The following is a 24,589-nucleotide window of genomic DNA, read 5'->3' on the forward strand; positions in this document are numbered from 1 at the left end:
GCGGCGGACCCGAGGGTCCGCGGCCACCGTCGTCAGCCCGTCGGGCGTCGGCGGTCAGAGGACCGAAGTCGCCGAGCCACCGATCCGGATGACCGAGCCGGTCGGCAGCGAGCCGAAGACCCGGTCCGTGACGACCTCGACCATGACGACGTCGAGCGACGTGGCCGTCCGCACCACCTTGTGCAGGGTGACCCGCCCGAGGCCCGGGACCGTGAGGACGGTGTTGGGCTTGACCGAGGAGGAGATCGCCGGCAGGCCGGCGATCCGCAGCCCGACGAAGCGCGAGCTGTCCGTCGTGACGGGAGCGGCGCCGGGAGTGGCCTGCGACACCGACGTCTCGGCGATGATGGCGTCCGCGCTGATGAGGCCGCTGAGGACGCGCGGGCCGGCGATCGTGTTCTTGACGTACGAGCTGCGCGAGCTCGCCGTCACCTTCGACAGCGTCTCGGTCGTCGTCGTGCCGGTCGAGACCACGCCAGGCACGCCGGCCGTGGCCAGCGTCGCCTTGGAGGCCCCGCCCGTGCACGGCGGGTAGGCGAGCGCGGTGCGGCTCGTCGAGACGACGCCGTTGGCCAGGGTGGCGGAGGTCGAGTAGCCCACACCGCCGACCAGGCCGAGGACGGGCCTCGACAGCGAGGTGCTCGAGACGCCGACGGCGATGCTCGACCCGATGGGCAGACCCAGCGAGTTCTGACCCGTGATGACGACGCGGAGCGCCACGGTGCTGATCCGCAGGTCGTTGCCGACCACGGACTTGGACTGCTGGTTGAGGTAGACCGTGGCGAGAGCGGCCCCCGTCGACGTCTTGAGCGCGATCGACGAGTTCGGGGCAGGCACGGCGTTGAGCGCGCGGCCGCCGACCTTGAGACCCACGAGCTGCGACTGGTTGCGGCCGGTGAGGGTTCCGGCGGTGCTGCGCGCCGCGGTGCTCGTCGAGGTGACCGCGTCGGCCCGCACCAGACCACCGAGCACGTCGACCGCCCCCGTCGTCGCCGAGGCGCGACTGGAGTGCCCGGCTGCGCCCTGCGCCGTCGACGCGCTGGTGCGGGTCGCCCCGACCGAGGCCGCCGCCGGGACGGTGACCGCAGCGGTGGACCCGGTGACGGTGCGCCCGAAGGCGGTCGTGCACCCGATGCTGGCGAGCGCCGTCGGTCCGGAACGGACGAGACCGCCCACCACGACGTAGCTGCCGTAGGCGTAGGCGTTGACCCCGGTGGTCGAGGTGGCTGCCGTCGCCGGTGAGGCGCTGAGAGGCGCAGCCACCCCTGCGATGGCTGCGGCGGAGAGTAGTGCTGTGAGCTTCTTTCCCATCATCGTCGAACTCCTGTCATCGATGCCCTGCTCATCGATCCCCTGACCGATGTACCCCGACCAACGACGCCCGCAGAGCATGTGCTATGCCTCTGACACGGTTTGACCGCAAATCCGTGGCTTATACGGCATTTGTCCTGATATCTCAGGACAACGCACCGGCGCGTGTACAAGGTTGGGCCGCGGCACCCGCATCGGGTGCCGCGGCCCAGAGCCGGGACGAGAGGTCCTCGCGGGTCAGCGCGGGTGGACCACCATCGCCGAGCCTCCACCGCGGCGGGTGGGCTCGGCCGCCGCCTCGAAGAGGCCCTGGCCGAGGCTGCGGATCGCGGTCACGGCCCCGATCTCGTTGGGCGTGCCGGCCGACGCGAGCTTGTGGCCCATGGCCGTCAGGGCCTCGCCCGTGGGACCACCGAGGATCTGCGGCTCTGCCCCTTCGCTCGACCCGTTGCGCGAGCTGAGGCGCGGCGCGGCGATCGCGTCGACGAGCGACAGGTCGCGGTCGAGGTAGCCGAGGATGGTCTGCGAGACCGAGGTGATGATCGTCGCGCCACCGGGCGACCCCACGGCGAGGAAGGGCTTGCCATGGTCGAGCAGGATCGTCGGGCTCATCGAGGAGCGGGGACGCTTGCCCGGACCGGGGAGGTTCGGGTCGGGCACGCCGTCGGTGAGCGGGGTGAAGTTGAAGTCCGTCAGCTCGTTGTTGAGCAGGAAGCCGTAGCCGGGGACGGTGATGCCCGAACCGCCGGTCTGCTCGATGGTGAGCGTGTAGGACGCGACGTTGCCCCACCGGTCGGTGGCCGTCAGGTGCGAGGTCGACTGCCCCTCGTAGGGCTCGCGCTGCGAGACGGCGCCGGGAGCGCACGAGGTGTAGGAGCCGTCGGGCGAGCCGAACGGGATCGGTCGCTGCTGCGCCTTCATCGGGTCGAAGAGACAGGCCCGCTCAGCGGCGAAACCCGGGTCCGTCAGCTCCTTCACCGGCACACCTGGGACGTCACCGACCCAGCGGTTGCGGTCGGCGAAGGCCGTGGCCGACGCCTCGGAGAAGCGGTGGAGGTAGTCGACGTCGGAGAGAGCCGAGGTCTTGACGCCGGTGCGGTCCTCGTAGGCCTGGATGAGGTTGAGGATCTCCGCGACGGCGATGCCTCCCGAGCTGGGCACGGGCATCCCGTAGACGTCGTAGCCCTTGTACTGAGAGTGGATGGGCTCCTTGGTCAGGGCGCGGTAGGCCCGGAGGTCGGCCGTCGTCATCTGACCGCCCATGACGGACGTGCCGGGACGCGTGTGCGGCGCCCGGGCCTCGGCGACGATCGCCTGGCCGAGCCGGCCGGCATACAGCGCCGACGTGCCCTGCGTGCGCAGCGTCCGGTAGGCCTTGGCCATGTCGGGGTTGGTGAAGACCGAGCCGACCGCGGGCGCCTTGCCGTCACGGAGGAGGACCTTGGCCGTGGCCGGGAAGACCGAGAACCGGGCGGCGTTGGCCGTCGTCTGGTCGGCGAAGGTCTGGTCGACGACGAAGCCCTTCTCGGCGAGGCGCTCGGCCGGCTTGAGCGCGGCATTGAGCGAGAGCGTGCCGTGGTCGCGCAGCGCCTTGGCCCACAGCGCCGGCGTCCCGGGCACGCCGATCGACAGGCCGGAGTTGACGACGGTGTTGAAGCTCATCGCCTTGCCGGTGGCCGGGTCGGTGAACGTCTTGTCGGTGAAGGACGCCGGAGCGGTCTCGCGGCCGTCGATCGTCGTGACGTGTCTGCTACGGGCGTCGTAGTAGACGAGGAAGCCGCCTCCGCCGATGCCGGCGCTGTAGGGCTCCGTGACGCCGAGCGCCGCGGCCGTGGCGACGGCCGCGTCGGCCGCGTTGCCACCGCGGGCCAGCACGTCGATGCCGACCTGCGAGGCGTCGCGGTCGACCGAGCTGACCGCACCCCCTGACCCGGTCATGACCGCCGTCTTGGGGAGCGGCGTTGGCCTGCCGTGCCAGCCGCGGTCGGTCTGCGGGACCGGTGCCGCCGTGGGCTGCGCGCCGGCCGTGGCCGGGAGCAGGGAGAGAGGGAGTCCGACGACGAGGGCGCCGAGGACCCATCGGGATCGTGTCGTGGTGCGTGCGCTGTGACGACTCATCTTTCGACCGTACCGGCGCAAACGCCGCCTATCGCCCCGAGCGACCCGCGGGATCCCGCCGTGAGACGCCTGTGCCGACGAGGCCACTCGACGGGGTGGTCGCCGCTGCGGGCCGTGTGACGACGGGGCCACTCGACTGGGACGGGGCGCTCACTCGACAGAAGGTCAGCCCTTGAGGGAGCGGGGTCGGTGGTCGTGAGCGGCATCGGCGACGGGCCGCGTGTCCCGAGGAGCGAGCGTGCCGGCATACGCCCGTCGTCGCTCCACGCCGCGAACGGCCGCCGGCTCCGCGAGCGACCCCACGCCGCGAGCGGTGACGCGCGCGGTGGCGCGCACCCAGCCGCGAGCGGTGACGCGCGCCGTGCCGCGCACCCAGCCACGAGCAAAGAGCCCGCCACCCCCAGGGGGTGACGGGCTCTCGGTGCGTCAAGTCAGGCGGTCAGGCCTGGTCGTCCTCGGCGAGGAGGTTGCGCGTCTTGGAGAAGTCGAGCGGGATGCCCGGGCCCATCGTCGTGGAGACGGTGGCCTTCTCGATGTAGCGGCCCTTGGAGCTGGCCGGCTTCAGACGCAGGATCTCCTCGAGCGCGGCGGCGTAGTTCTCGACGAGCTTGGTCTCGTCGAAGGAGGCCTTGCCGATGATGAAGTGGAGGTTCGCGTGCTTGTCGACGCGGAACTCGATCTTGCCGCCCTTGATGTCGGAGACGGCCTTGGCGACATCCATCGTCACGGTGCCGGTCTTCGGGTTGGGCATGAGGCCACGCGGGCCGAGCACCTTGCCGAGACGACCGACCTTGCCCATGAGGTCAGGGGTGGCGACGACGGCGTCGAAGTCGAGCCAGCCGCCCTGGACCTTCTCGAGCAGGTCGTCGGAGCCGACGTGGTCGGCGCCGGCCTCACGGGCGGCCTCGGCCTTGTCGCCGTTGGCGAAGACGAGGACGCGGGCGGTCTTGCCCGTGCCGTGCGGCAGGTTGACCGTGCCGCGAACGGCCTGGTCGGCCTTGCGGGGGTCGACGCCGAGGCGCATGGCGACCTCGACGGTCTCGTCGTACTTCGCCTTGGCGGTCTGCTTGGCGACGCGGACGGCCTCGAGCGGGGCGTAGACCTTGCCCGGCGTGACGAGCTCGGCTGCGGCGCGGTAGTTCTTGCTGCGCTTCATGGAACTGCTCCTTGCGTTTTCGTGGAGTCGTGGTGCGACCGTGCGCTGGTCTCCCACGGGGGCGTCGCGGCCGTATGCCGTGTGCCCCTTCTCGGGGGTGGCCCGCCCTCACGAGGAGGGCGGGCTCCCGAAGCTTCGGTGACCCGGGCTCCTCAGAGCTCGGTGTCGATGCCCATCGAGCGAGCGGTGCCGGCGATGATGCGCGCCGCCATCTCCTCGTCGTGGGCGTTGAGGTCTTCCATCTTCTGACGGGCGATCTCGAGGACCTGGTCGCGCGAGAGCTTGGCGACCTTGGTCTTGTGCGGCTCGCCGGAACCCTTGGCGACGCCGGCGGCCTTCTTGATGAGCTCGGCGGCCGGCGGGGTCTTCGTCACGAAGGTGAACGAGCGGTCCTCGTAGACCGTGATCTCGACCGGGATGACGTTGCCGCGCTGGGACTCCGTCGCAGCGTTGTACGCCTTGACGAACTCCATGATGTTGACGCCGTGCTGACCGAGGGCCGGGCCGACGGGCGGGGCGGGGGTGGCCTGACCGGCCTGGATCTGCAGCTTGATGAAGCCGGAGACCTTCTTCTTGGGGGGCATGGATGCCTACCTTCTTCGTTGTGGACCGACGCCGTGGGCGATGACCCGGTTGCATGCCGGTGCGGGGTGCCGCACCGAACGTGGTGGGACCTCGCTCAGATCTTGGCGACCTGGGCGAAGGAGAGCTCGACCGGGGTCTCCCGGCCGAAGATCGAGACGAGCACCTTGAGCTTCTGCGTGTCGGTGTTGATCTCGGAGATCGTGGCGGGAAGGGTCTCGAAGGGCCCCTCCATGACGGTGACGGACTCGCCGACCTCGAAGTCGACGACGCGGACGTCCTTCGGGGCGCTGGTGCCGGACGCGGCAGCCGTGCCGTCGGCGCCGGCAGCGGCCTCGAAGGTCGGCGCGAGCATCGTGAAGACCTCGTCGATCGAGAGCGGCACCGGCTGGTGGGCGTTGCCGACGAAGCCGGTGACGCCCGGCGTGTGGCGCACGGCGCCCCAGCTCTCGTCCGTCAGGTCCATGCGGACGAGGACGTAGCCGGGCATCCGGACGCGGCGGACCTGCTTCTTCTGGCCGTTCTTGATCTCGGTGACCTCCTCCATGGGGACCTCGATCTCGAAGATGAAGTCCTCCATGTTGAGGGTCTGGATGCGCGTCTCGAGGTTGGCCTTCACGCGGTTCTCGTAGCCGGCGTAGGAGTGGATGACGAACCAGTCGCCGAAGCGGCTGCGCAGGTCGGCCTTGAAGTCGGCGACCGGGTCACCGCTGCCCTGGGCGGTGGGGGCCTCGTCCTCGGCGGCGTCGCCGTCGGTCTCGTCGGTGACCTCGGCGTCGGCCTCGGTCTCGTCGGAGTTCTCGTCGGTCTCGTCGGACTCGGACTCGGTCACGTCGGAGCCGGTGTCCCCAGCACCCGACTCGACGTCGGACGCCGTGAGGTCGCCGGTCAGGGCCGCGGGGTCGACGACGTCGCTCTCGGTGCTCTCGCCGTTCGGGGCGCCCTCGTGGGCGAACTGCTCGGACACGCTCTGACCTGCTTCCTTGCTCGTGGACCAGCCGGTGGGGGCTGGCGGTGACATCCCGGTGACGCGGGCCGGTGGCTCGTGCGTCAGGTGGGCGAGCCCGTGAAGGCCCAGGAGATCAGCCGGCTCAGGCCGAAGTCGAGACCCGACACGAGAGCCATCATGATCACGACGAACACGACCACGACGGTCGTGTAGCGCACCAGCTCGGGGCCGGTCGGTCGCACGACCTTGCGCAGCTCGTCGAGGATCTGGCGCACGAAGAGGCTGATCGCGCCGAAGAGACGCGACACGGGATTGCCGCCGCGAGCCTTGTCGGCACGGCCGGACCCGCGCTTGGCGCTCGTCTCGGTCACGATTCCTTCTTTCTGCCTGGGTGTCGGCCCGCGACAGCAGCCCGCTGCGTGTCTCCCACGCTGGGCCATAGTCGCGTGCCGCCTTGCACGACGACCACATCACTGGGATGCGCAGGGCAAGAGGGACTCGAACCCCCAACCGCTGGTTTTGGAGACCAGAGCTCTACCAATTGAGCTATTGCCCTTCGCCGGGAACGTTGGGTTTCCCGGCGGGACGGCATGCGTCAGCATGGCCAGCAATGCCGTCCGAGGGACGATCATACGGGACGGATGCGCCGCAACGCGAACCGACCGCGTGGACCCTCCCGAGGGGGTGGCCCGACCGTCTGCTCCACCCTACGCCGCAGGCCCCGCGGGCCCCCACGACGAGCGCGCGCCGCCCCGTGAGCCCACGACCCGGCATACGGACTCGGCCGCCCGGCCAGCCCCGGGCAGTGGCAGGATCGAGGCGTGACGAACCCGCGCACCCCCCTCGCGTCCCTGTCCGACGACGACCTGGCCGGCTTCCTCGCCGAGCAGCAGGCGGCCTACACGGACCTGCAGGCCCGTGGACTGGGGCTCGACCTGACGCGCGGCAAGCCGTCCGCGGCGCAGCTCGACCTCTCGAACGACCTGCTGCACCTGCCCACGACGACAAAGGACCGTGCCGGCGTCGACGTGCGCAACTACGGCGGCCTCGAGGGCCTGGCCGAGCTGCGCGAGATGTTCGCCGAGCTGCTCTGGGTCGAGCCCGCGCAGGTCGTCGCAGGTGGCAACTCCAGCCTGACGATGATGTACAGCACCATCGTCGACTTCCTCCTCTTCGGCGGCGTGGACTCCCCGCGGCCGTGGAGCCGGGAGGAGAAGATCCGCTTCATCTGCCCGGTGCCCGGCTACGACCGCCACTTCTCGATGCTCGCGTCGTTCGGCATCGAGATGGTGACGGTCGAGATGCACGAGGACGGGCCGGACATCGCCGCCGTCGAGGCGCTCGTCAAGGACGACCCGAGCGTCAAGGGCATCTGGATCGTGCCGACCTACGCCAACCCCACCGGCGCCGTCGTCTCGCAGGAGATCGCCGCCCGGCTCGCCGCGATGCCGACCGCCGCCCCCGACTTCACGATCTTCTGGGACAACGCGTACGCCTTCCACCACCTGACCGAGGACGAGGCCAAGAGCGCCGACATCCTCAGCCTCGCGGCGGCCTCCGGTCACCCGAACCGTCCGATCATGTTCGCGTCGACCTCGAAGATCACCTTCGCCGGCGCCGGCGTCGCGGTGCTCGCCGCGAGCGAGGCCAACGTCAAGTGGTACCTCGGGCACCTCGCCATGGGCTCGATCGGACCCGACAAGGTCAACCACCTGCGCCACGTCGAGTTCTTCCGCGACGCCGACGGCGTGCGCGCCCACATGCGCAAGCACCGCGAGATCATCGCGCCGAAGTTCGCGGCGGTCGACGAGGCGCTGACGAGCGGCCTCGCCGGACTCGAGGTCGCCGAGTGGAGCCACCCGACGGGCGGCTACTTCGTCAACCTCGACGTGCTCGACGGCACCGCCTCGCGGGTGGTCGCCCTCGCCAAGCAGGCCGGCATCGCCCTGACCCCCGCCGGCGCGTCCTTCCCGCTCGGGAACGACCCCCGCGACCGCAACATCCGTCTCGCCCCGACCTTCCCGGTGCTCGAGGAGGTGCGCACCGCCATGGCCGGCGTCGCCACGTGCGTCGCCCTCGCCGCCGCCGAGAAGCTGACCGCCGACCGCGCGTCCGGGGTAGGGGCAGAGGGCGGCGCCACGGCGCCGGCCCCCGGCGCCGCCACCGGCGCGGACGACTCGAACGCCACCACCGAAGGAGCCTCGCGATGAGCGACACCGGTCCCAACGAGAACATCTCCGACGACCTGACCACCTACAGCGTCGACGACGAGGACCAGCTCCAGCCCGAGGACACCCTCGAGGACGGTGACCTCGACGACGTGCTCGACCGCGGCTACTCCCCCAACGACCGTCCCCAGGGCGTCACCGCCCACGGCACGACCGCCTACGAGGAGTCCCTCGACGAGACCATCGACGAGCGCATCCGCCAGGAGGTGCCCGACCCCAACTCCGCCTACGGCGCCCCCGACAACGAGAGCGGGCTCGACGACGACCGGATCGGCGGCGACGACCCCGACTCCATCGACGCCGAGGACGACTGGCTCGGCGACAACGAGGTGGGCGACGCCCGCGCCGGCCGCCTCGTCGCCGACGACGAGGGCGCGCACGAGGACGACGAGAAGCAGGTCTGGGCCAGCGACGTCGGTGTCGACGGTGCCGGCGCGTCGGCCGAGGAGGCCGCCATGCACGTCGTCGACGAGATCGCCGACGAGCCCTACGAGCGCTGAGCGCTCGACCGGCCCTGACCGGTCCCATCCGTACGACGCCGCCCCGTGCCGCGCGCTCCCGACCCGGGGGTGCACGACCCGGGGCGAGGTCGTGTGCGGGGGTCGACAGGTCGGCGCGGGACGGGTGGCACACTGGCCGCCATGACGCGCGCGGTGCAGGACCTGCCCAAGGCCCACCTGCACCTGCACTTCACGGGCTCGATGCGCATAGAGACGGTGCGCGAGCTCGCCACCTCGCACGGCATCCGGCTGCCGGACGCGCTCGTGACCGACTGGCCGCCGCGCCTGGCCAAGGCCACCGACGAGCGCGGCTGGTTCCGGTTCCAGCGCCTCTACGACGCCGCACGGTCGTGCGTGCGCAGCGAGGACGACATGCGCCGGATCGTGCGCGAGGCCGCCGCGGACGACCGGTCCGAGGGGTCGCGCTGGCTCGAGATCCAGGTCGACCCCACCTCCTACGCCCCGTTCGTCGGCGGCATCACGCCCGCCCTCAAGATCGTGCTCGACGAGGCCCGCAAGGTCTCGGCCGAGGGTGAGATCGGGGTGGCCGTCGTCGTCGCGGCCAGCCGCATGCGCCACCCCCTCGAGGCCCGCACGCTCGCGCGTCTCGCGGCGCACCACGCCGGTGAGGGTGCGGGAGACGTCGTCGGCTTCGGCCTGTCCAACGACGAGCGACGCGGTGCGGTCGCCGACTTCGCGCCCGCCTTCGCCATCGCCAGGCGTGCCGGGCTCGCGCTCGTGCCGCACGGGGGTGAGCTGCTCGGGGCGCAGTCGGTGATGGAGACGCTCGAGCACCTCGACCCGGACCGCATCGGGCACGGCGTGCGCTGCGTCGAGGACCCCCAGGTGCTGGACGCGGTGGCCGAGGCGGGGGTGACGCTCGAGGTCTGCCCGGGCAGCAACGTCGCCCTCGGGGTCTACGCCGCTGCCGAGGACGTGCCGCTGCGGCGCATCCTCGAGGCCGGTGTCTCCGTCGCCCTGGGCGCGGACGACCCCCTGCTCTTCGGCACGCGCCTGACGGACCAGTACGCCGCGGCGCGCGAGCTCGGCCTCGACGACGCCGAGCTCGCCGGTCTCGCGCGGGGGTCGATCGAGGGCAGCCGTATGCCGCAGCCCATGCGCCGGGCCGCCCTCGCCGACGTGGACGCCTGGCTCGCCCACGAGGCGTGACACCGACCACACGCAGGACCGGGCGTTATCCGGGCAAGACGGGCGCCCTCGAGGGCGTGGGGTGACGCCGGGAGCGCCACCGGGTTTGCCCATCATCGGTGGGCCCGGTCATGCTGGTGGGGAGATGAAGACTTCTGCCGCCGCCCCCGCACGCCCCCTGACCGCCTCCCGCAGCCGCCTGCGACGCCTCGCCGTCGTCGGCCTGGTTGCGCCTGTCGTCGCCCTCGCGGCCTGCAGCGGGGAGTCGGCCGTGACGGCCGACCCGACCGCCCCGGGCGGCACGGGCCAGGCAGCGACGAGCGCGCCGGCCACCTCGGCGACCACGTCGGCGACGAGCACCGGCACGGACACCGTGCCGGTCGACAAGCCGGTCTCGACGGCGATCAACGCCACGATCAAGGACCCCGACCTCGGCCACACCATCACCGCCAGCCGCATCGTGCGCCACTTCTCGTGGCCGTCCGAGCAGCCGGTCGGGGCCAAGTCGTTCGAGATCGTCGGCGTCTGGGTGACCTTCTCCGCGGGCTCGCGCTACTCGGCCTCCCTGGACCCCTCGATGCTCTCGCTCGTCGCGACCGACCCGAGCCAGAAGGTCGGCCCCACGACCGAGTTCTCCAAGCGTTGGGGCGCCACCCCCCTCAAGACCGCCAAGCGCGCCCAGCGGACCGGCGGCTGGGTCTTCTTCAAGGTGAACCGCGGCACGTCGAACGCCCTGAGCCTGGCCTTCAACCGGCCGGCCTACCAGGTCAGCACGACCGACAAGAACATCGGCGCCAAGACCTTCACCGTCGTCCTGACGAAGTAGCCGCTGCGCGTCGCTCGACGTGGAAGGCCCCGGCTCCCCTGGGAGCCGGGGCCTTCCACTTGCGGTCTCCCGCCGGGGGTTCGAGCCTCAGAGCTTGTTCGAGCCTCAGAGCTGCTCGCCGACGAGCACCGGCTCGTTGACGAGGGTGACGCCGAACGCGTCGCGGACGCCGTCACGCACCTGCCGGGCCAGGGCCAGCACGTCCGAGGTCGTCGCGCCGCCGCGGTTGGTGACGGCGAGGGTGTGCTTGGTCGACAGCGCGGCCGGCGCCGGCAGGCCGAACCCCTTGGCGAAACCGGCGTGCTCGATGAGCCACGCCGCGCTCGTCTTGACGCGGCCGTCGGGCTCGGGGAAGCGCGGCGGCGTCGGTCCCTCCCACCCGACCCGCTCGCCCACGCGCTCCACGAGCGCGTCGAACTCCTGTCGGCTCAGGAGCGGGTTGGTGAAGAACGACCCGCAGGACCACGTGTCGGGGTCGTCCGCGTCGAGCACCATGCCCCGGGACCGGCGCTGCTCGAGCACCGCGTCGCGAGCGTCGGAGAGGGGGACGCGCGTGCCGAGCTCGACCCCCAGACCCTTCGCCAGGGCGGCATACGCGACCGGGCGGCTGAGGTCGGCGACCTCGAACTGGAAGAGGACGTCGAGCACGACGTAGCGCGAGTGGCCCTTGAAGCGGGAGTGGCGGTAGGTGAAGGCGCAGTCGACGTTCATGAAGGTGCGCACGGCCTGCTCCTGGCGGTCCCACGTGCGGACCTGCGCGATGGTCTGCGAGACGTCCTGACCGTAGGCGCCGACGTTCTGGATGGGCGTCGCGCCCGTGAGTCCCGGGATGCCGCTCAGGGCCTCGACGCCGGCCCAGCCCTCCGCGACCGCGCGGGCCACGACGTCGTCCCACACCTCGCCCGCCGCGACGCGCACCACGGCGCCGCCGCAGTAGTCCGCGGACTCGGGGGTGATGCCCGAGGTGGCGACGTGCACGACCGTGCCCTCGAAGCCCTCGTCGGAGACGATGAGGTTGGACCCTCCGGAGACCACGAGCAGCGGCTCGTCGGCGTCGTCGACCTCACGCACCGCGTCGACGAGCTCGTCGGTGGTCGAGACGGTCACGAGCCGGGCGGCTGGACCGCCGACACGCATCGTCGTCAGCGTCGACAGGGGGACGTCGTGTTGCTCCTGCACGGGGTCGTCCGTCGCCGTCAGTCCAGGACGACGACGGCGAGGGCGCGACCGAGGACCTTCTCGCCGTCGGCGGTCGCGGTCAGCTCGACCGTGACCCGCTTCGTCTCCGGGTCGACGGCCTTGACGACGCCCGACACCTCGATGTCGGCGCCGGTCTCGTAGGGCACGACGACCGGCTTGGTGAAGCGCACGCCGTACTCGACGACGCGCCCGGCGTCACCCGCCCAGTCGGTGACGAGCGTGACCGCCGAGCCCATCGTGAACATGCCGTGGGCGATGACGTCGGGCAGCCCGACCTCCTTGGCGAACCGCTCGTCCCAGTGGATGCGGTTGCGGTCGAGCGAGGCCCCGGCGTACTGCACGAGGCGGGCACGGTCGACGTGGACGGTGCGCGCGGGCAGCGCGTCGCCGACGGAGACGCCGTCGAAGGCGCGCACCTCGGCCGATGCGGGGGTCGCGGGCTGGGCGGACATCACTCGCCTCCTCGGATGACGATGGTCGACGTGGCCGTGCAGACGGCCTCGCCCTGCTCGGTGGCCAGCTCGGTGCGGGTCGTGACCATGGCGTGGCCGCCGGCCTCGCGCACGGTGTCGACGTGCAGGGTGCCGACGACGGCGTCACCGGCCGTCAGCGGCCGGTGGTGGGTGAAGCGCTGCTCGCCGTGCACGACACGGGCGTAGTCGATGCCGGCCTCGGGGTCGCGGATCAGCTGCGCGTCGCACTGCTGGGCGATGAGGACCGCGAACGTCGGCGGGGCGATGACGTCGGCGTAGCCGCGGGCCCGCGCGACCTGCGCATCGACGTGGACCGGGTCGGTGGACCCGACCGCCTCGGCGAACTCGCGGATCTTGGCGGCACTGACCCGATAGGTCTCGGTGGGCGGGTAGACCCGGCCCTGGAAGTCTGCGTTCACCGGCATACCGGCACCCTATCGACCGGAGCCGACGCCGGCCCGCGGCGCCCACCGGGCACCCGACGAGTGCCGGGACGGAACGGGGCTGGGCCCGCAGTGGCGGGCCCGCAGTGGCGTGCGGGTCGGCCCGGACACGACAACGCTCCCCCGGCCCGGGGGCCGAGGGAGCGGTCGACGTGCGTCGGAGCTCAGCGGGTCTCGCGGTGCTCCGTGTGCTTGCCACACTTCGGGCAGAACTTGTTCATCGCGAGACGGTCGGGGTTGTTCCGACGGTTCTTCTTCGTGATGTAGTTGCGGTCCTTGCAGTCCACGCACGCCATCGTGATCTTGGGACGGACGTCGGTGCTCTTGCTGGCCACGGCAACCTGCTCTTTCGGGAACGTACTCGGGTGTTCGGTCGTCTTGCGACGGGTGTCGCGCGGCGCGTCACGCGTTCCGGGCTCCCGGGGTGACACGCAGGCGCGACGTCCAAGGTTACGCGACACCCCGATGAAACGAGAAATCCGTCCGGGTGCGCGCGGAAGTGGTAGCGGGAGCGGGGCTCGATCCCGCGACCTCACGATTATGAGTCGTGCGCTCTAACCAGCTGAGCTACCCCGCCATGGGCTGTCGTCCTCCGGCCCTGCCGCGACTGCGACGCGGGCCGGAGACCGACCGACCAGAGCCCCAATAGGGAATCGAACCCTAGACCTTTTCCTTACCATGGAAACGCTCTGCCGACTGAGCTATTGGGGCACGGCCGACCCGGCGAAAACGTCCTGCGGACGCCTTCAGGTCGACCTGTTGTGCGACGGCGAGACTACACGGTTCGCGGCGCGGATACGAAATCGACCCCGATCCCCGCGACCTCCCGTGGCGGGCGCCCCCGGCTGGGAGGATCGGGCCATGAGCGAGTCGAGCGAGTCGCCGTCGCCGTCGTCCGACGAGCAGGCCCCCCTGACGACCGTGCGGGTCCAGTTCGACCGGCAGAGCGTGAGGCGCGCCGGCTGGACGCTCACCGGGGTCGTCGCCCTCGCGGCACTCGCCAAGTGGGTGCTCGAGGACGGGGGCGGCGTCATCTTCACCCTGGTCATGTCGATGCTCGCGGCGATCGCGATGGAGCCTGCCGTGGCGCGACTGTCGCTGAGGATGCGCCGGGGCGTCGCGACCTTCATCGTCATGTTCGGCACGATGCTCTTCCTCGTCGTCTTCCTCGTCGTCTTCGGACAGCTGCTGGCCGAGCAGCTCGCGACCCTGGTGCGGGCGGTTCCCGGGCTCGTGCGGGAGGTGACGACGCGGGCCGGCGAGCGGTTCGGCATGACGCTGGACTACGAGACCATCCTCAAGGAGCTCGGCATCGGCACCGCGGCGCTCACGTCGGCGGCCACGAGCCTCGCCGGCGGCCTCGTCGGCGCCGTCACCACGGTGCTCGGGGCGGCGTTCGCCAGCCTCACCTTCGCCTTCTTCACCTTCTACCTCTCCGCCGACCAACCGCGGCTGCGCCGGTGGGTGGCGCGCCTCGCACCGCCCCGCCGCCAGGAGATGCTCGGGGTCGCGTGGAAGCTGGCCATCATCAAGACCGGCGGCTACGTCTCGGCGCGGCTCGTGCTCGCCGCCATCTGCGGTGGCCTGTCGGCGGCCTTCATGCTCGTCATCGGCATGCCCTACTGGCTGGCGCTCGGCATCTGGACGGGTCTCGTCGCGCAGTTCGTGCCCACGGTCGGCACCTACATCGCCATCGCGCTGCCCGTCTTCGTCGGTCTCGTCGGCCCCCAGCCGTGGCAGGGCCTGGCCATGCTCGGCTTCGCCCTCGTCTACCAGCAGATCGAGAACCTCACGCTCGAGCCGAGGATCTCGGCGCAGGCGGTCGACGTGCACCCGGCCGTGTCGTTCGCCGCGGTGCTCTTCGGAGCCGCGCTCTTCGGCGTGGGCGGTGCGTTCGTGGCCGTGCCGGTGGCGGCCCTGCTGCTCGCGCTCTTCGAGATCTACTCCCACACCTACGAGATCAGGCCGGAGCTCGCTGCGGTGCAGCCGGGTGAGCGCCCGCCTGGGACCGAGGACGACCCGGACGAGCCCGCCGCCGCCGAGGGCCGCCGGCTCGTCGAGCGGGTGCGCCGTCGGCTCCGTCGCGCCTGACCCCGTCGACGGATCGTCAGTCGCCGTCGTCGTGGGCGTCGAGCGCCTGCTGGGCCGCCGCCTCCTGACGCTCGGACCGATCGCGTATGCCGGCCGCCTCGTCGAGCTCGCCGGTGACCTTGTCCAGCCGCGCCCGGGCCGTGGCGAGCCGTCGCTCGAGGTCGGCGATGCCCTCGGTGACCTCCTCCTGCCGGGCGGTCAGGACCGCGACCTGGCGGTCCGCGGCGCGCAGCTCGGCGCGGGCGGCGTCGAGCGCCGACTGGAGCCGGGCCCGCTCGGCCGTGCGCCTGCTCCGGCGGCGCTCCTCGAGGTCGACGGTGTCCCCGCCGCCACCGGGCAGCACGGACAGCGACGGGCGCGACGCCTCGCCCTCGTCGTCGGCGTCATCGGCGTCATCGGCGTCGCCGAGGGCGACGACGTCGGCGACGTCGACCGAGCCGAAGCCGGAGTAGCTGAGCGCCCTGACGAGGGCGCCGGTGAGGACCGACGCCTCGGCCTCCTCGTCGGCGATGAGCGCCGTCAGCGTCTCGCGCACCTCCTGGGCGACCCCGGCGCCCAGCTTCTGGCCGTCCTGCGCGGCCACCTCGGCGACGCGGTCGGCGAGGGCGTCGACCCGTCGCGCGCGTTCCCGCCCGAGGAGCCGGAGCTGCTCGGCGTCGAGGGTGCGCTGGGCCTCGCGCAGCAGCGCCGCGAAGGACCGCAGCTCGTCGACCTCGTCGCGGTGCTCGCGCACGAAGTGGTTGACCGCCCAGGCGGCGACCGTCGGCTTGCGCAGGCCCCCGATCGAGGTGGCGAGGGCCTTCTCACCCGCAGCCCTCGCCTCGGCCACCAGCTCGGAACGCAACGGCGTGAACCGGGCGGGCGGGACGGCATACAGCTGCTCGACGGCGGCGCGCAGGTGCAGGATCACGTGAGCATCCTCCCGCAGACCGGCTGGTGCGCAGGGCCGCGGACGGGCAGGCTGACCACGTGATCTGGATCTGTGCCACCTGCGCCGTCGAGACGGACGACCTGCCGACCCCTCCCGACACCTGCGCGATCTGCGAGGACGAGCGCCAGTGGGTGCCGGCCGGAGGGCAGCGCTGGACCACCGTGGCGCAGCTGCGCGAGGCCGGGACGCGCATCACCGTGACGGAGGTCGAGACCGACCTCTGGGGTCTGCGCGCCGACCCCGAGGTCGGCATCGGGCAGCAGACGATGGCCGTGCGCGTGCCCGAGGGCGTGCTCCTCTTCGACTGCGTCGGCTACGTGGACGACGCCGCGCTGGAGCGCGTGCGCTCGCTGGGGCCGACGCTGGCCGTCGCCGCCAGCCACCCGCACATGTACGGAGTGCAGACCGAGTGGGCCCGCGCGCTGGGGGACGTGCCGGTGCTGGTCGCTGCCGCCGACGCCGAGTGGGTGCGTCGCCGGGACCCGCTCGTCGAGCTCTACGACGACCGCCGCGAAGTCGCACCAGGGCTCACGGTGCACCGCGTCGGCGGCCACTTCAAGGGGCAGGCCGTCGTTGAGTGGACCGCCGGCGCCGAGGGGCGAGGCGTCCTGCTGGCCGGTGACGCCGTCTTCCCCAACCCGGACCGGCGGTCGGTCAGCTTCATGAGGAGCTATCCGAACCGAATCCCCCTGTCGGGCAACGTGGTCCAGCGCGTCGCAGGCCAGCTCGAGGGGCTGCACTTCGACCGCCTCTACAACAACTTCGGCACCGTCGTGCAGACGGACGCCAAGGCCGTGCTCAGGCGCTCCGCCGACCGTCACGCGGCCTGGACCCGCGGCGACTTCGACCACCTCACCTGAGGCGCGACCGGTCAGCCGGCGTCGAGGGAGGACTCCTTGTGGGCGGCCTTCGCGCCGGTCTTGCTCGACTCGACGATCCAGTACGGCTCGTCGTCGGAGGCCTTGAACTTCTGGCCGTCGAAGGTGAACTCCTTGACGCGCTTCTCGACGGCCGTGCCCGTGGTGCGGCCCTGAGAGGTGTTCCAGTGGACGGTGTCGCCGGTGCTGATCGCCATGGACACGATGAGAACACGCCTGGACGACCTGTGCCAGAGGCGCTGTGAGCGGGTAGGACCACGGGGACGGCGTCGTCCGGCGCCGCGGCACCCTGTGAGGAGAAGCCATGAGCGACAACCGGCTGGACCCCGTGAGCGACGACCCGACGACCGAGGGCCCCGCAGACGGCGGAGCCGACACGAGCAGCCACGACGGCGGCGCTGACGGCGGCGCCGACACCTCGGGCACCGAAGGTCCCGCGGACGGCGGAGCCGACACGAGCAGCCACGACGGCGGTGCCGACGGCGGCGCCGACACCTCGGGCACCGAAGGTCCCGCGGACGGCGGAGCCGACACGAGCAGCCACGACGGCGGTGCCGACGGCGGGGCCGGAGCGGACCCGACCAGCTCCATCTGATGTCCGCCGGTACGACGAGCCGAGCGTCCACCCCTGCCGGTGGGCGCTCGGCGCTCCGGCGTCTGGTTCCGTTCGACACCGACGAGTTCGCCCGGGACCACTGGGCGCACACGCCGGTGGTCGCCCGCGCCGCCGACCTGCCCGGCGACCTGCCGGAGCTGTTCGGAGAGGCTTCCGTCGACGAGCTCGTCTCCCGACGCGGTCTCCGGACACCCTTCCTCCGGGTCGCCCAGGACGGGCGGACGCTCGGCGACCGCGAGTTCACCCAGGGCGGCGGCGTCGGCGCCTCGGTCGCCGACCAGGTGAGCGACGACAAGCTCCTGGCACTCTTCTCCGGCGGCGCGAGCATCGTCCTCCAGGGGCTGCACCGCACCTGGGGCCCGCTCGTCGACTTCACCCAGCAGCTCGCGGAGGAGCTCGGTCACCCGGTCCAGGCCAACGCCTACGTCACGCCGAGCCAGAGCACCGGCTTCAGCGACCACTACGACGTCCACGACGTCTTCGTGCTGCAGATGGCGGGCGAGAAGCGTTGGCGCATCAGGCCGCCCGTGCGCGTCGCACCGCTGCGCAACGAGGCGTGGACCGACCATCGTGGTGACGTCGAGGAGGCCGCCTCCCGCGCCCCCGAGCACGAGTTCACTCTCTCGGCCGGCGACGTGCTCTACCTTCCCCGCGGATGGATCCACTCGGCGACGGCGCTCGGCGGCGTCAGCACCCACGTCACCTTGGGAGTCCACGTCTGGACCCGGCGCCACGTCGCCGACGAGCTCGTGGCGATGGCCCTGACCGAGGTCAGTCGGGACGAGCGCGTGCGCGCGTCGCTGGCGGTCTCGTCCACGGGCTTCGATCATGAGGTGATCGCCCCCGACGTCGAGCTCGTGCGCGCAGCGCTGATGCGGGCGCTCGGCGCGATCGACACCGCCGACGTCGTCGACGCCCTCGAGGCCCGAGCCCGCCCGGCGCAGCGCCCGTCCCCCATCGGCCCGCTGGCACAGCTGGCTGCGGCCGGCGCCGTGCGGCCGGACACCCTGCTCGTGCTGCGTCCCCACGTGTCAGCCCGGCTGGTCCCGTCCGGTCACGGACCCGCCACCCTTCGCAGCCGGCTGGACGACTTCGCCGTCGAGGCGCACGACGTCGGCACCTTCGTGGCCCTCGTCGACGGAGGCGTGCTCCGCGCCGACATGGTGGGACTCGACCTCGCGCGTCGGCTCATGCTCGCCGGCCTCCTCGTCGTCGCCCCCGACTGAGCAACCGTCGAGAGGCCAACCTTTGCGGGTCACCCACCGTCGAGAGGCCACGAACGGCCCACCCGCAACCGTCGAGAGGCCACGAACGGCCCACCACCCACCGTCGAGAGGCAAGAGTTCGCGAGTCAGTCCGCGACGGCGGCGACCAGGGCCGTCCTCGCACCGACGAGGCTCGGGCCGTACCACGTGAGCAGCCGGCCGCTGACGAGAGCGGTGCGCGCATGCACGAACGCCTCAGGGCCGTCATCGGCGGTGAAGACGTAGGGCTCGTCGGGCAGCAGGACGACGAGTCCGTCCCGGTCGAGGTCGGCCACGTCGACGTGCGGGTAGCGGTCGGCGTCCTCGCCCAGGACATTGCGCCAGCCGAGCCGTGACACGAGGTCGCCGGTGAACGTGTCGCGCCCGACGGCCATCCACGGGTCGCGCCAGATCGCGACGGCGACGTCGAGGGAAGGCTCGGGGACCGGCCCGGCCCACTCCCGCCGAGCGGCCTCGAGCCAGTCCGGCGTCCCCACCTCGAGCACGACCGAGAACAGCCGGTCCAACGAGTCGAGCGCGTCGGGCACCGTCTCGATGTCGGTCACCCACACGGATATGCCGTCGGCGCGCAGCCGTCGCACGTCGAGCTCGCGGTTCTCCTCCTTGTTGGCGACGACGAGGTCCGGGCGCAGCCCGACGATGGCGGCACGGTCGGGGTTCTTGGTGCCCCGGACCCGTTGCACCGCAGGGTCGGCCGGGTGCGTGCACCAGTCCGTCGCCCCCACGAGACGGTCGGGGCACGTCGCCGCCAGGGCCTCGGTGATCGAGGGCACCAGCGACACGACCCGGCGGGGCGGCGCGGCGAAGGCCACGGCATACCCGAGGTCGTCAGCGAGCGTCACCGGTCGCATTCATCGGCCTCTCGACGGCGCGGGACCCACGAACTCTGGCCTCTCGACGGTTGGGGACCCACGAACATTGGCCTTTCGACGGTTGAGGGGTTGGGCGGGGCCGGGTCGGGGTGGGGGTGGTCGGGGTCAGACGTTGCGGCGGTACTGGCCGCCGACCTCGAAGAAGGCCTCGGTCACCTGCTGGAGGGAGCACACCCGCGCCGCGCGCATGAGGACGTCGAAGACGTTGCCGCCCTCGATCGCGACCGCCTTGAGCTCCTCGAGCGCCGCCGTCGCCTCGACCTCGTGCTCCGTGCGGAAGGCACGGACGCGCGAGAGCTGGCCCTGCTTCTCCTCCTCGGTGCCGCGGGCGAGCACGACCTTGCGCGGCGTCTCGCCCTCGTGCGGGTTGCGGAAGGTGTTGACGCCGATGATCGGCAGGCTGCCGTCGTGCTTGCGGTGCTCGTAGAGCATCGACTCGTCCTGGATGCGGCCGCGCTGGTAGCCGGTCTCCATCGCGCCGAGCACGCCGCCGCGCTCGGTGATGCGGTCGAACTCCTTGAGCACCGCCGCCTCGACGAGGTCGGTCAGCTCGTCGATGACGAAGGAACCCTGAAGCGGGTTCTCGTTCATCGCGAGACCCCACTCGCGGTTGATGATGAGCTGGATCGCGAGGGCCCGGCGCACCGACTCCTCGGACGGGGTCGTCACCGCCTCGTCGAAAGCGTTGGTGTGCAAGGAGTTCGCGTTGTCGTAGATCGCGATGAGCGCCTGCAGCGTGGTGCGGATGTCGTTGAAGTCCATCTCCTGCGCGTGCAGGCTGCGACCCGACGTCTGGACGTGGTACTTCAGCTTCTGGCTGCGCTCCCCCGCGCCGTACTTCTCCTTCATTGCGACCGCCCAGATGCGGCGTGCGACCCGGCCGAGCACGGAGTACTCGGGGTCCATGCCGTTGCTGAAGAAGAAGGACAGGTTGGGCGCGAAGTCGTCGACGGCCATGCCGCGCGCGAGGTAGCTCTCGACGTAGGTGAAGCCGTTGGCGAGCGTGAACGCGAGCTGGCTGATGGGGTTGGCCCCCGCCTCGGCGATGTGGTAGCCGGAGATCGACACCGAGTAGAAGTTGCGCACCTCGTGCTCGATGAACCACTCCTGGATGTCGGCCATCATCTTGAGCGAGAACTCGGTGCTGAAGATGCAGGTGTTCTGGCCCTGGTCCTCCTTGAGGATGTCGGCCTGCACCGTGCCGCGCACGTTGGCGAGGGCGTATGCCGTGAGCTGCTGGCGCTCGTCGTCGCCGGGCTCCCGGCCCTCCCGCGCCCGGAAGGCGTCGACCTGCTGGTCGATGGCGGTGTTGAGGAAGAAGGCGAGGATCGTCGGCGCGGGGCCGTTGATCGTCATCGAGACCGAGGTCGTCGGGCTGACGAGGTCGAAGCCGGCGTAGAGCGCCTTCATGTCCTCGAGCGTCGCGACCGAGACCCCCGAGGTGCCGACCTTGCCGTAGACGTCGGGGCGCGGGTCGGGGTCGCGCCCGTAGAGCGTGACGGAGTCGAACGCGGTCGACAGGCGCGTCGCGGGCTGGCCCTCGGAGAGCAGCTTGAAGCGGCGGTTGGTGCGGAACGGGTCACCCTCGCCGGCGAACATGCGGGCCGGGTCCTCACCCTCGCGCTTGAACGGGAACACCCCGGCGGTGAAGGGGAAGTAGCCGGGGAGGTTCTCACGGCGCAGGAAGCTGACGAGCTCGCCGTGGTCGCGGTAGCGCGGGAGCGACACGCGCGGGATCTTGTTGCCCGACAGGGACTCTCGCGTCAGGACGTTGCGGATCTCCTTGCCGCGGATGCTCACGACCTGCTCGTCACCGGAGTAGGACTCGACGACCGAGGACCAGCTGCCGAGAGCTGCGGCCACGTCGGTGGGCACGTCGGTGCGCGCCTCGTCGAGCAGGGCCTCGACCGCCTCGACCGCACTCTCGGCGCTGCGGATCTCGTCGGCCGCAGCGGCTGCGGCCAGCTCGCCGCGCACGGACTCGAGACGCTGCACGCGACTGGCTGCCGCGGCATACCGCTCCGTCGCCTCGTGGTAGCCGCGGACGGTGTCGCTGATCTCGGCGAGGTAGCGCACCCGCGAGGCCGGCACGATGGTGGCGATGCGCGTGGACTGCTTGGTCGCGACCCGCGGCAGGACACCCTCCTCGACCGGCATCCCCTTGTCGGACAACAGGGCTCGCAGCTCCTGGTAGAGCGCGGTGACCCCGTCGTCGTTGAAGGTGGCGGCCGACGTGCCGTAGACCGGCATGTCGGCGGGGCTCTTGCCGAAGGCCTCGCGGTTGCGCACCATCTGGCGACCGACGTCGCGCAGCGCGTCCTCGGCCCCGCGGCGCTCGAACTTGTTGATGGCGACGACGTCGGCGCGGTCGAGCATGTCGATCTTCTCGAGCTGACTGCTCGCGCCGAACTCGGGCGTCATGACGTAGAGGGAGACGTCGGCGTAGTCGACGATGGCGGCGTCGCCCTGGCCGATGCCCGGCGTCTCGAGGATGACGAGGTCGAAGCCCGCCGCGCGCACGATGTCGAGGACGTCGTCGAGGTGGGTGGGTACCTGCGAGCCGCCACGGGTGGCGAGGCTGCGGAAGAAGACCCGGTCGCCGTCGAGCGAGCTCATGCGGATGCGGTCACCGAGGAGGGCGCCGCCACCGCGGCTGCGGGTCGGGTCGACCGCGAGCACGGCCACGCGCAGCTTGTCCTGCTGGTCGAGGCGCAGGCGGCGGATCAGCTCGTCGGTGAGGCTCGACTTGCCGGAGCCCCCGGTGCCGGTGATCCCGAGGACCGGGACGCGTCGGCGGCCGGCCGCCTCGCGGATGCGTCCGAGCACCGCATCGTCGAGATCGCCCTCCTGGGCACCGGTGATGGCCCTGGCGACGGCCGCGCGCTCCCCCGCGAGGACGGCCTCGACGGAGGCGGCAGCGGTCTCCCACGGGTCGAAGTCGCAGTCGGCGACGACCTGGTTGATCATGCCGGCGAGGCCGAGGCGCTGGCCGTCCTCGGGGCTGAAGATCGTGACGCCGGACTCGCGCAGCCGCGCGATCTCCTCGGGGACGATGACGCCGCCGCCACCCCCGACGACGCGGACGTGCCCGGCGCCGTTCCCGCGGAGCAGCTGCACGAGGTACTCGAAGTACTCGACGTGGCCGCCCTGGTATGAGCTGACCGCGACGCCCTGCACGTCCTCCTCGATGGCCGCGTCGACGACCTCCTGGACGGACCGGTTGTGCCCGAGGTGGATGACCTCGGCGCCCTGCGTCTGCATGATGCGCCGCATGATGTTGATCGACGCGTCGTGCCCGTCGAAGAGGCTGCTGGCGGTGACGAGCCGGACGTGGTGGGTCGGCTGGTGCAGGTCGCGCTTCGGTGCGTCAGACATGCGAAAATACTAGGACTTCCTACTAATGGACGTCAACGCGTCGGCGACCCTACGATGGCGCCATGAGCGCGCAGACCAGCACGGCAGGCGGCGTGGGCTCGGGGCTCGGCTTCGACCCCATAGCCCGGGCGCGCGAGCAGTGGGTCGAGCAGGGTTGGCAGCCGGCCGCCGACGGCATGGCGGCGATCACGTCGCTCATGCGGGCCCACCAGATCGTGCTGGCGCGAGTCGAGGCGACCCTCAAGCCCCTCGGCGTCACCTTCGCCCGCTACGAGGTGCTGATGCTCCTGTGGTTCAGCCGGCGGGGCTCCCTGCCGATGAAGGTCATCGGCAGCCGCCTGCAGGTGCACCCGACGAGCGTCACGAACGCCGTGGACCGGCTCGAGGACGCCGGGCTCGTGACGCGCTCGACCCACCCGGAGGATCGCCGGGCCATGCTCGTGGCCCTGACCCCGGCGGGCCGCGACCTCGCCCAGCGGGCCACGACGGCACTCAACACGGAGGTCTTCGAACAGCCCGACCTCGGCGCCGAGGACGTGCGCTCGCTCGTCGACGTCCTGACCCGGCTGCGGCGCGGAGCCGGCGACTTCTGAGCCCGCCCTAGTGTCGGCCGCTGCCGCGCGCCGGACCGTGCGCACGACCGTGCGCACGACCGTGAACGCGACCGACCCTTCTCACCCGCCCGGCGAGGGGCGGGTGAGAAGGGTCGGTCGGCTCGAAGGCTGCGGGACCGCGTCGCGGTCCTAGCCGTCCTGGTGCTGCTCGAGCAGTGCCCAGATCTCGCTCTCGGGGTAGCGGCGGTGGCCGCCGAGGGTGCGGAGGGCGTTGAGCTTGCCGGATCTCGCCCACCGGCTCACGGTCTTGGGGTCGACGCGGAAGATCGTCGCGACCTCCGCCGGAGTGAGCAGTCTCTCGACCACCGCGATATCTGGGTCCATGTGAGTCGCCTTGCCGGGATCGCAGCGCGTGGAGGAGGATTCCCCGGACTCCGGGGCTGGCTGCTCAACCCCGGGTCCGACGGATCTGCGGACGCCGAGTGGCGCGTCCTCGATACCGATGTCTTCACGGTACGGGTAGTCCATTTGACAATCAAGTGACCAGAACATCGAGCGACCTGGGTGGCTACATTGGACGCATGAGCTCTCCGGAGGCCTCCCGCGACGCTGCGACAGCGGCCCTGCGCGAGCTCATCCTGGTGGGAGAGCGCTACCGCATCGCGGTGGCGAGCCACCTCGGCCTGACCGTCAACGAGAGCCGGGCCATCAGCCACCTCCTCGCCCGGGGCGCCATGGGCCAGACCGAGCTCGCCACCGCCCTCGGGCTGACGACGAGCTCGACGACGACGCTCGTCGACCGGCTCGAGGAGCGCGGGATGGTCACCCGGGTCCCCGACCCCCACGACCGCCGCCGCAGCAGCGTCGAGATCCCGGCGTCGGGGGTTCGTCGGCTGCGTGACGTGCGCGACTGGATGCCGCACGCCTTCGACGACATCGGCCCGGACGAGCTGCCCGACGTGGCCGGGATGCTCGAGACCCTGGCGAGCTCGCTGCGCGAGGTCACCAGCGACATCGAGGCCGCCCGGACTCCGACGCCCGGCCGGCGCAAGCGCAGCTGACGTCCCGCACG

Annotated in this window: 26 protein-coding genes and 3 tRNA genes; 10 read left to right on the forward strand and 19 right to left on the reverse strand. The window is 71.6% G+C overall.

Annotated features, from left to right (window positions below; translation table 11 throughout):
• Positions 1-54 precede the first annotated feature (54 nt).
• From ABD297_RS00005 to ABD297_RS00040, 8 genes are all read right to left on the reverse strand, one after another.
• Positions 55-1,314: a choice-of-anchor P family protein gene (locus tag ABD297_RS00005; RefSeq protein ID WP_344252057.1), complete on the reverse strand. Its 1,260-nt coding sequence runs from the start codon at positions 1,312-1,314 to the stop codon at positions 55-57.
• Positions 1,315-1,548: 234 nt separating this feature from the next.
• Entirely contained in the window at positions 1,549-3,429 is a 1,881-nt protein-coding gene (ggt, locus tag ABD297_RS00010; protein ID WP_425581115.1) for a gamma-glutamyltransferase, read from the reverse strand.
• A 165-nt stretch (positions 3,430-3,594) separates the two neighbouring features.
• Positions 3,595-3,801 (reverse strand): hypothetical protein, encoded by a 207-nt coding sequence (locus ABD297_RS00015; RefSeq protein WP_344252058.1) that lies wholly within the window; start codon positions 3,799-3,801, stop codon positions 3,595-3,597.
• A gap of 67 nt (positions 3,802-3,868) precedes the next feature.
• On the reverse strand, positions 3,869-4,585 hold the full coding sequence (rplA, locus tag ABD297_RS00020; protein WP_344252059.1) for a 50S ribosomal protein L1: 717 nt from the start codon (positions 4,583-4,585) through the stop codon (positions 3,869-3,871).
• A 152-nt stretch (positions 4,586-4,737) separates the two neighbouring features.
• Complete coding sequence (rplK, locus tag ABD297_RS00025) at positions 4,738-5,169, reverse strand: 50S ribosomal protein L11 (protein ID WP_147066061.1); 432 nt, start codon at positions 5,167-5,169, stop codon at positions 4,738-4,740.
• Between the two features lie 95 nt (positions 5,170-5,264).
• Positions 5,265-6,134 (reverse strand): transcription termination/antitermination protein NusG, encoded by an 870-nt coding sequence (gene nusG, locus ABD297_RS00030; protein WP_344252060.1) that lies wholly within the window; start codon positions 6,132-6,134, stop codon positions 5,265-5,267.
• Between the two features lie 83 nt (positions 6,135-6,217).
• Positions 6,218-6,487 (reverse strand): preprotein translocase subunit SecE, encoded by a 270-nt coding sequence (secE, locus tag ABD297_RS00035; RefSeq protein ID WP_186815144.1) that lies wholly within the window; start codon positions 6,485-6,487, stop codon positions 6,218-6,220.
• Positions 6,488-6,599: 112 nt separating this feature from the next.
• Positions 6,600-6,672: transfer RNA gene (locus ABD297_RS00040), tRNA-Trp, on the reverse strand.
• A 265-nt stretch (positions 6,673-6,937) separates the two neighbouring features.
• Between ABD297_RS00040 and ABD297_RS00045 the strand changes: the two genes are divergently transcribed.
• The 4 genes from ABD297_RS00045 to ABD297_RS00060 all read left to right on the forward strand — a co-directional run bounded on the left by ABD297_RS00045 (position 6,938) and on the right by ABD297_RS00060 (position 10,819).
• Complete coding sequence (locus tag ABD297_RS00045) at positions 6,938-8,326, forward strand: aspartate aminotransferase type Ic (protein WP_344252061.1); 1,389 nt, start codon at positions 6,938-6,940, stop codon at positions 8,324-8,326.
• Entirely contained in the window at positions 8,323-8,844 is a 522-nt protein-coding gene (locus ABD297_RS00050) for a DUF5709 domain-containing protein (RefSeq protein ID WP_344252062.1), read from the forward strand. Before ABD297_RS00045 ends, ABD297_RS00050 begins: the two co-directional genes overlap by 4 nt.
• A 141-nt stretch (positions 8,845-8,985) precedes the next feature.
• On the forward strand, positions 8,986-10,014 hold the full coding sequence (locus ABD297_RS00055; RefSeq protein ID WP_344252063.1) for an adenosine deaminase: 1,029 nt from the start codon (positions 8,986-8,988) through the stop codon (positions 10,012-10,014).
• Positions 10,015-10,138: 124 nt separating this feature from the next.
• Complete coding sequence (locus tag ABD297_RS00060) at positions 10,139-10,819, forward strand: hypothetical protein (protein WP_344252064.1); 681 nt, start codon at positions 10,139-10,141, stop codon at positions 10,817-10,819.
• A gap of 105 nt (positions 10,820-10,924) precedes the next feature.
• Here ABD297_RS00060 and ABD297_RS00065 read toward each other — a convergent pair whose 3' ends face one another.
• The 6 genes from ABD297_RS00065 to ABD297_RS00090 all read right to left on the reverse strand — a co-directional run bounded on the left by ABD297_RS00065 (position 10,925) and on the right by ABD297_RS00090 (position 13,646).
• Positions 10,925-11,998 carry a UDP-N-acetylmuramate dehydrogenase gene (locus tag ABD297_RS00065; protein ID WP_344252065.1) on the reverse strand — a complete coding sequence of 358 codons (1,074 nt, stop codon included), beginning with the start codon at positions 11,996-11,998 and terminating at the stop codon, positions 10,925-10,927.
• Positions 11,999-12,015: 17 nt separating this feature from the next.
• A complete protein-coding gene (locus tag ABD297_RS00070) occupies positions 12,016-12,471 on the reverse strand; it encodes a MaoC/PaaZ C-terminal domain-containing protein (protein ID WP_344252066.1) in 456 nt (151 codons plus the stop codon).
• Complete coding sequence (locus tag ABD297_RS00075) at positions 12,471-12,917, reverse strand: FAS1-like dehydratase domain-containing protein (RefSeq protein WP_344252067.1); 447 nt, start codon at positions 12,915-12,917, stop codon at positions 12,471-12,473. The genes ABD297_RS00070 and ABD297_RS00075 overlap by 1 nt, the downstream gene beginning before the upstream one ends.
• A gap of 182 nt (positions 12,918-13,099) precedes the next feature.
• Positions 13,100-13,270 carry a 50S ribosomal protein L33 gene (gene rpmG / locus ABD297_RS00080; protein WP_034801502.1) on the reverse strand — a complete coding sequence of 57 codons (171 nt, stop codon included), beginning with the start codon at positions 13,268-13,270 and terminating at the stop codon, positions 13,100-13,102.
• Positions 13,271-13,435: 165 nt separating this feature from the next.
• Positions 13,436-13,512: transfer RNA gene (locus ABD297_RS00085), tRNA-Met, on the reverse strand.
• Between the two features lie 61 nt (positions 13,513-13,573).
• Positions 13,574-13,646 (reverse strand) — tRNA-Thr (locus ABD297_RS00090).
• A gap of 150 nt (positions 13,647-13,796) precedes the next feature.
• On the opposite strand from ABD297_RS00090, the gene ABD297_RS00095 reads away from it, so the two are divergent.
• Positions 13,797-15,026 (forward strand): AI-2E family transporter, encoded by a 1,230-nt coding sequence (locus ABD297_RS00095; RefSeq protein ID WP_344252068.1) that lies wholly within the window; start codon positions 13,797-13,799, stop codon positions 15,024-15,026.
• 16 nt (positions 15,027-15,042) lie between these two features.
• On the opposite strand, the gene ABD297_RS00100 is transcribed toward ABD297_RS00095, so the two are convergent.
• The gene (locus ABD297_RS00100; protein ID WP_344252069.1) at positions 15,043-15,936 is read right to left on the reverse strand and encodes a hypothetical protein; all 894 of its coding nucleotides are present in this window, start codon (positions 15,934-15,936) and stop codon (positions 15,043-15,045) included.
• Between the two features lie 59 nt (positions 15,937-15,995).
• On the opposite strand from ABD297_RS00100, the gene ABD297_RS00105 reads away from it, so the two are divergent.
• Entirely contained in the window at positions 15,996-16,817 is an 822-nt protein-coding gene (locus ABD297_RS00105; RefSeq protein WP_344252071.1) for an MBL fold metallo-hydrolase, read from the forward strand.
• Between the two features lie 11 nt (positions 16,818-16,828).
• Here the strand turns inward: ABD297_RS00105 and ABD297_RS00110 are convergent, their stop codons facing one another.
• Positions 16,829-17,032 (reverse strand): hypervirulence associated TUDOR domain-containing protein, encoded by a 204-nt coding sequence (locus ABD297_RS00110; protein WP_344252072.1) that lies wholly within the window; start codon positions 17,030-17,032, stop codon positions 16,829-16,831.
• Positions 17,033-17,139: 107 nt separating this feature from the next.
• On the opposite strand from ABD297_RS00110, the gene ABD297_RS00115 reads away from it, so the two are divergent.
• Positions 17,140-17,430, forward strand: a complete 291-nt coding sequence (locus tag ABD297_RS00115) for a BatC protein (protein WP_344252073.1) — start codon at positions 17,140-17,142, stop codon at positions 17,428-17,430.
• Positions 17,430-18,677, forward strand: a complete 1,248-nt coding sequence (locus ABD297_RS00120; RefSeq protein ID WP_344252074.1) for a cupin domain-containing protein — start codon at positions 17,430-17,432, stop codon at positions 18,675-18,677. The genes ABD297_RS00115 and ABD297_RS00120 overlap by 1 nt, the downstream gene beginning before the upstream one ends.
• Positions 18,678-18,802: 125 nt before the next feature.
• Here ABD297_RS00120 and ABD297_RS00125 read toward each other — a convergent pair whose 3' ends face one another.
• Positions 18,803-19,567 (reverse strand): helical backbone metal receptor, encoded by a 765-nt coding sequence (locus ABD297_RS00125; RefSeq protein WP_344252075.1) that lies wholly within the window; start codon positions 19,565-19,567, stop codon positions 18,803-18,805.
• A 126-nt stretch (positions 19,568-19,693) separates the two neighbouring features.
• Entirely contained in the window at positions 19,694-22,963 is a 3,270-nt protein-coding gene (icmF, locus tag ABD297_RS00130) for a fused isobutyryl-CoA mutase/GTPase IcmF (RefSeq protein ID WP_344252076.1), read from the reverse strand.
• 62 nt (positions 22,964-23,025) lie between these two features.
• Here icmF and ABD297_RS00135 point away from each other — a divergent pair, with 62 nt between their 5' ends.
• A complete protein-coding gene (locus tag ABD297_RS00135) occupies positions 23,026-23,556 on the forward strand; it encodes a MarR family winged helix-turn-helix transcriptional regulator (RefSeq protein ID WP_344252077.1) in 531 nt (176 codons plus the stop codon).
• 150 nt (positions 23,557-23,706) lie between these two features.
• Here the strand turns inward: ABD297_RS00135 and ABD297_RS00140 are convergent, their stop codons facing one another.
• On the reverse strand, positions 23,707-23,901 hold the full coding sequence (locus tag ABD297_RS00140; protein WP_344252078.1) for a BldC family transcriptional regulator: 195 nt from the start codon (positions 23,899-23,901) through the stop codon (positions 23,707-23,709).
• A gap of 197 nt (positions 23,902-24,098) precedes the next feature.
• Here ABD297_RS00140 and ABD297_RS00145 point away from each other — a divergent pair, with 197 nt between their 5' ends.
• The gene (locus tag ABD297_RS00145) at positions 24,099-24,578 is read left to right on the forward strand and encodes a MarR family winged helix-turn-helix transcriptional regulator (protein ID WP_344252079.1); all 480 of its coding nucleotides are present in this window, start codon (positions 24,099-24,101) and stop codon (positions 24,576-24,578) included.
• The last annotated feature ends 11 nt before the right edge of the window (positions 24,579-24,589 follow it).

Source organism: Terrabacter carboxydivorans (assembly GCF_039532035.1).
In the GTDB taxonomy this organism is placed as follows: domain Bacteria; phylum Actinomycetota; class Actinomycetes; order Actinomycetales; family Dermatophilaceae; genus Terrabacter; species Terrabacter carboxydivorans.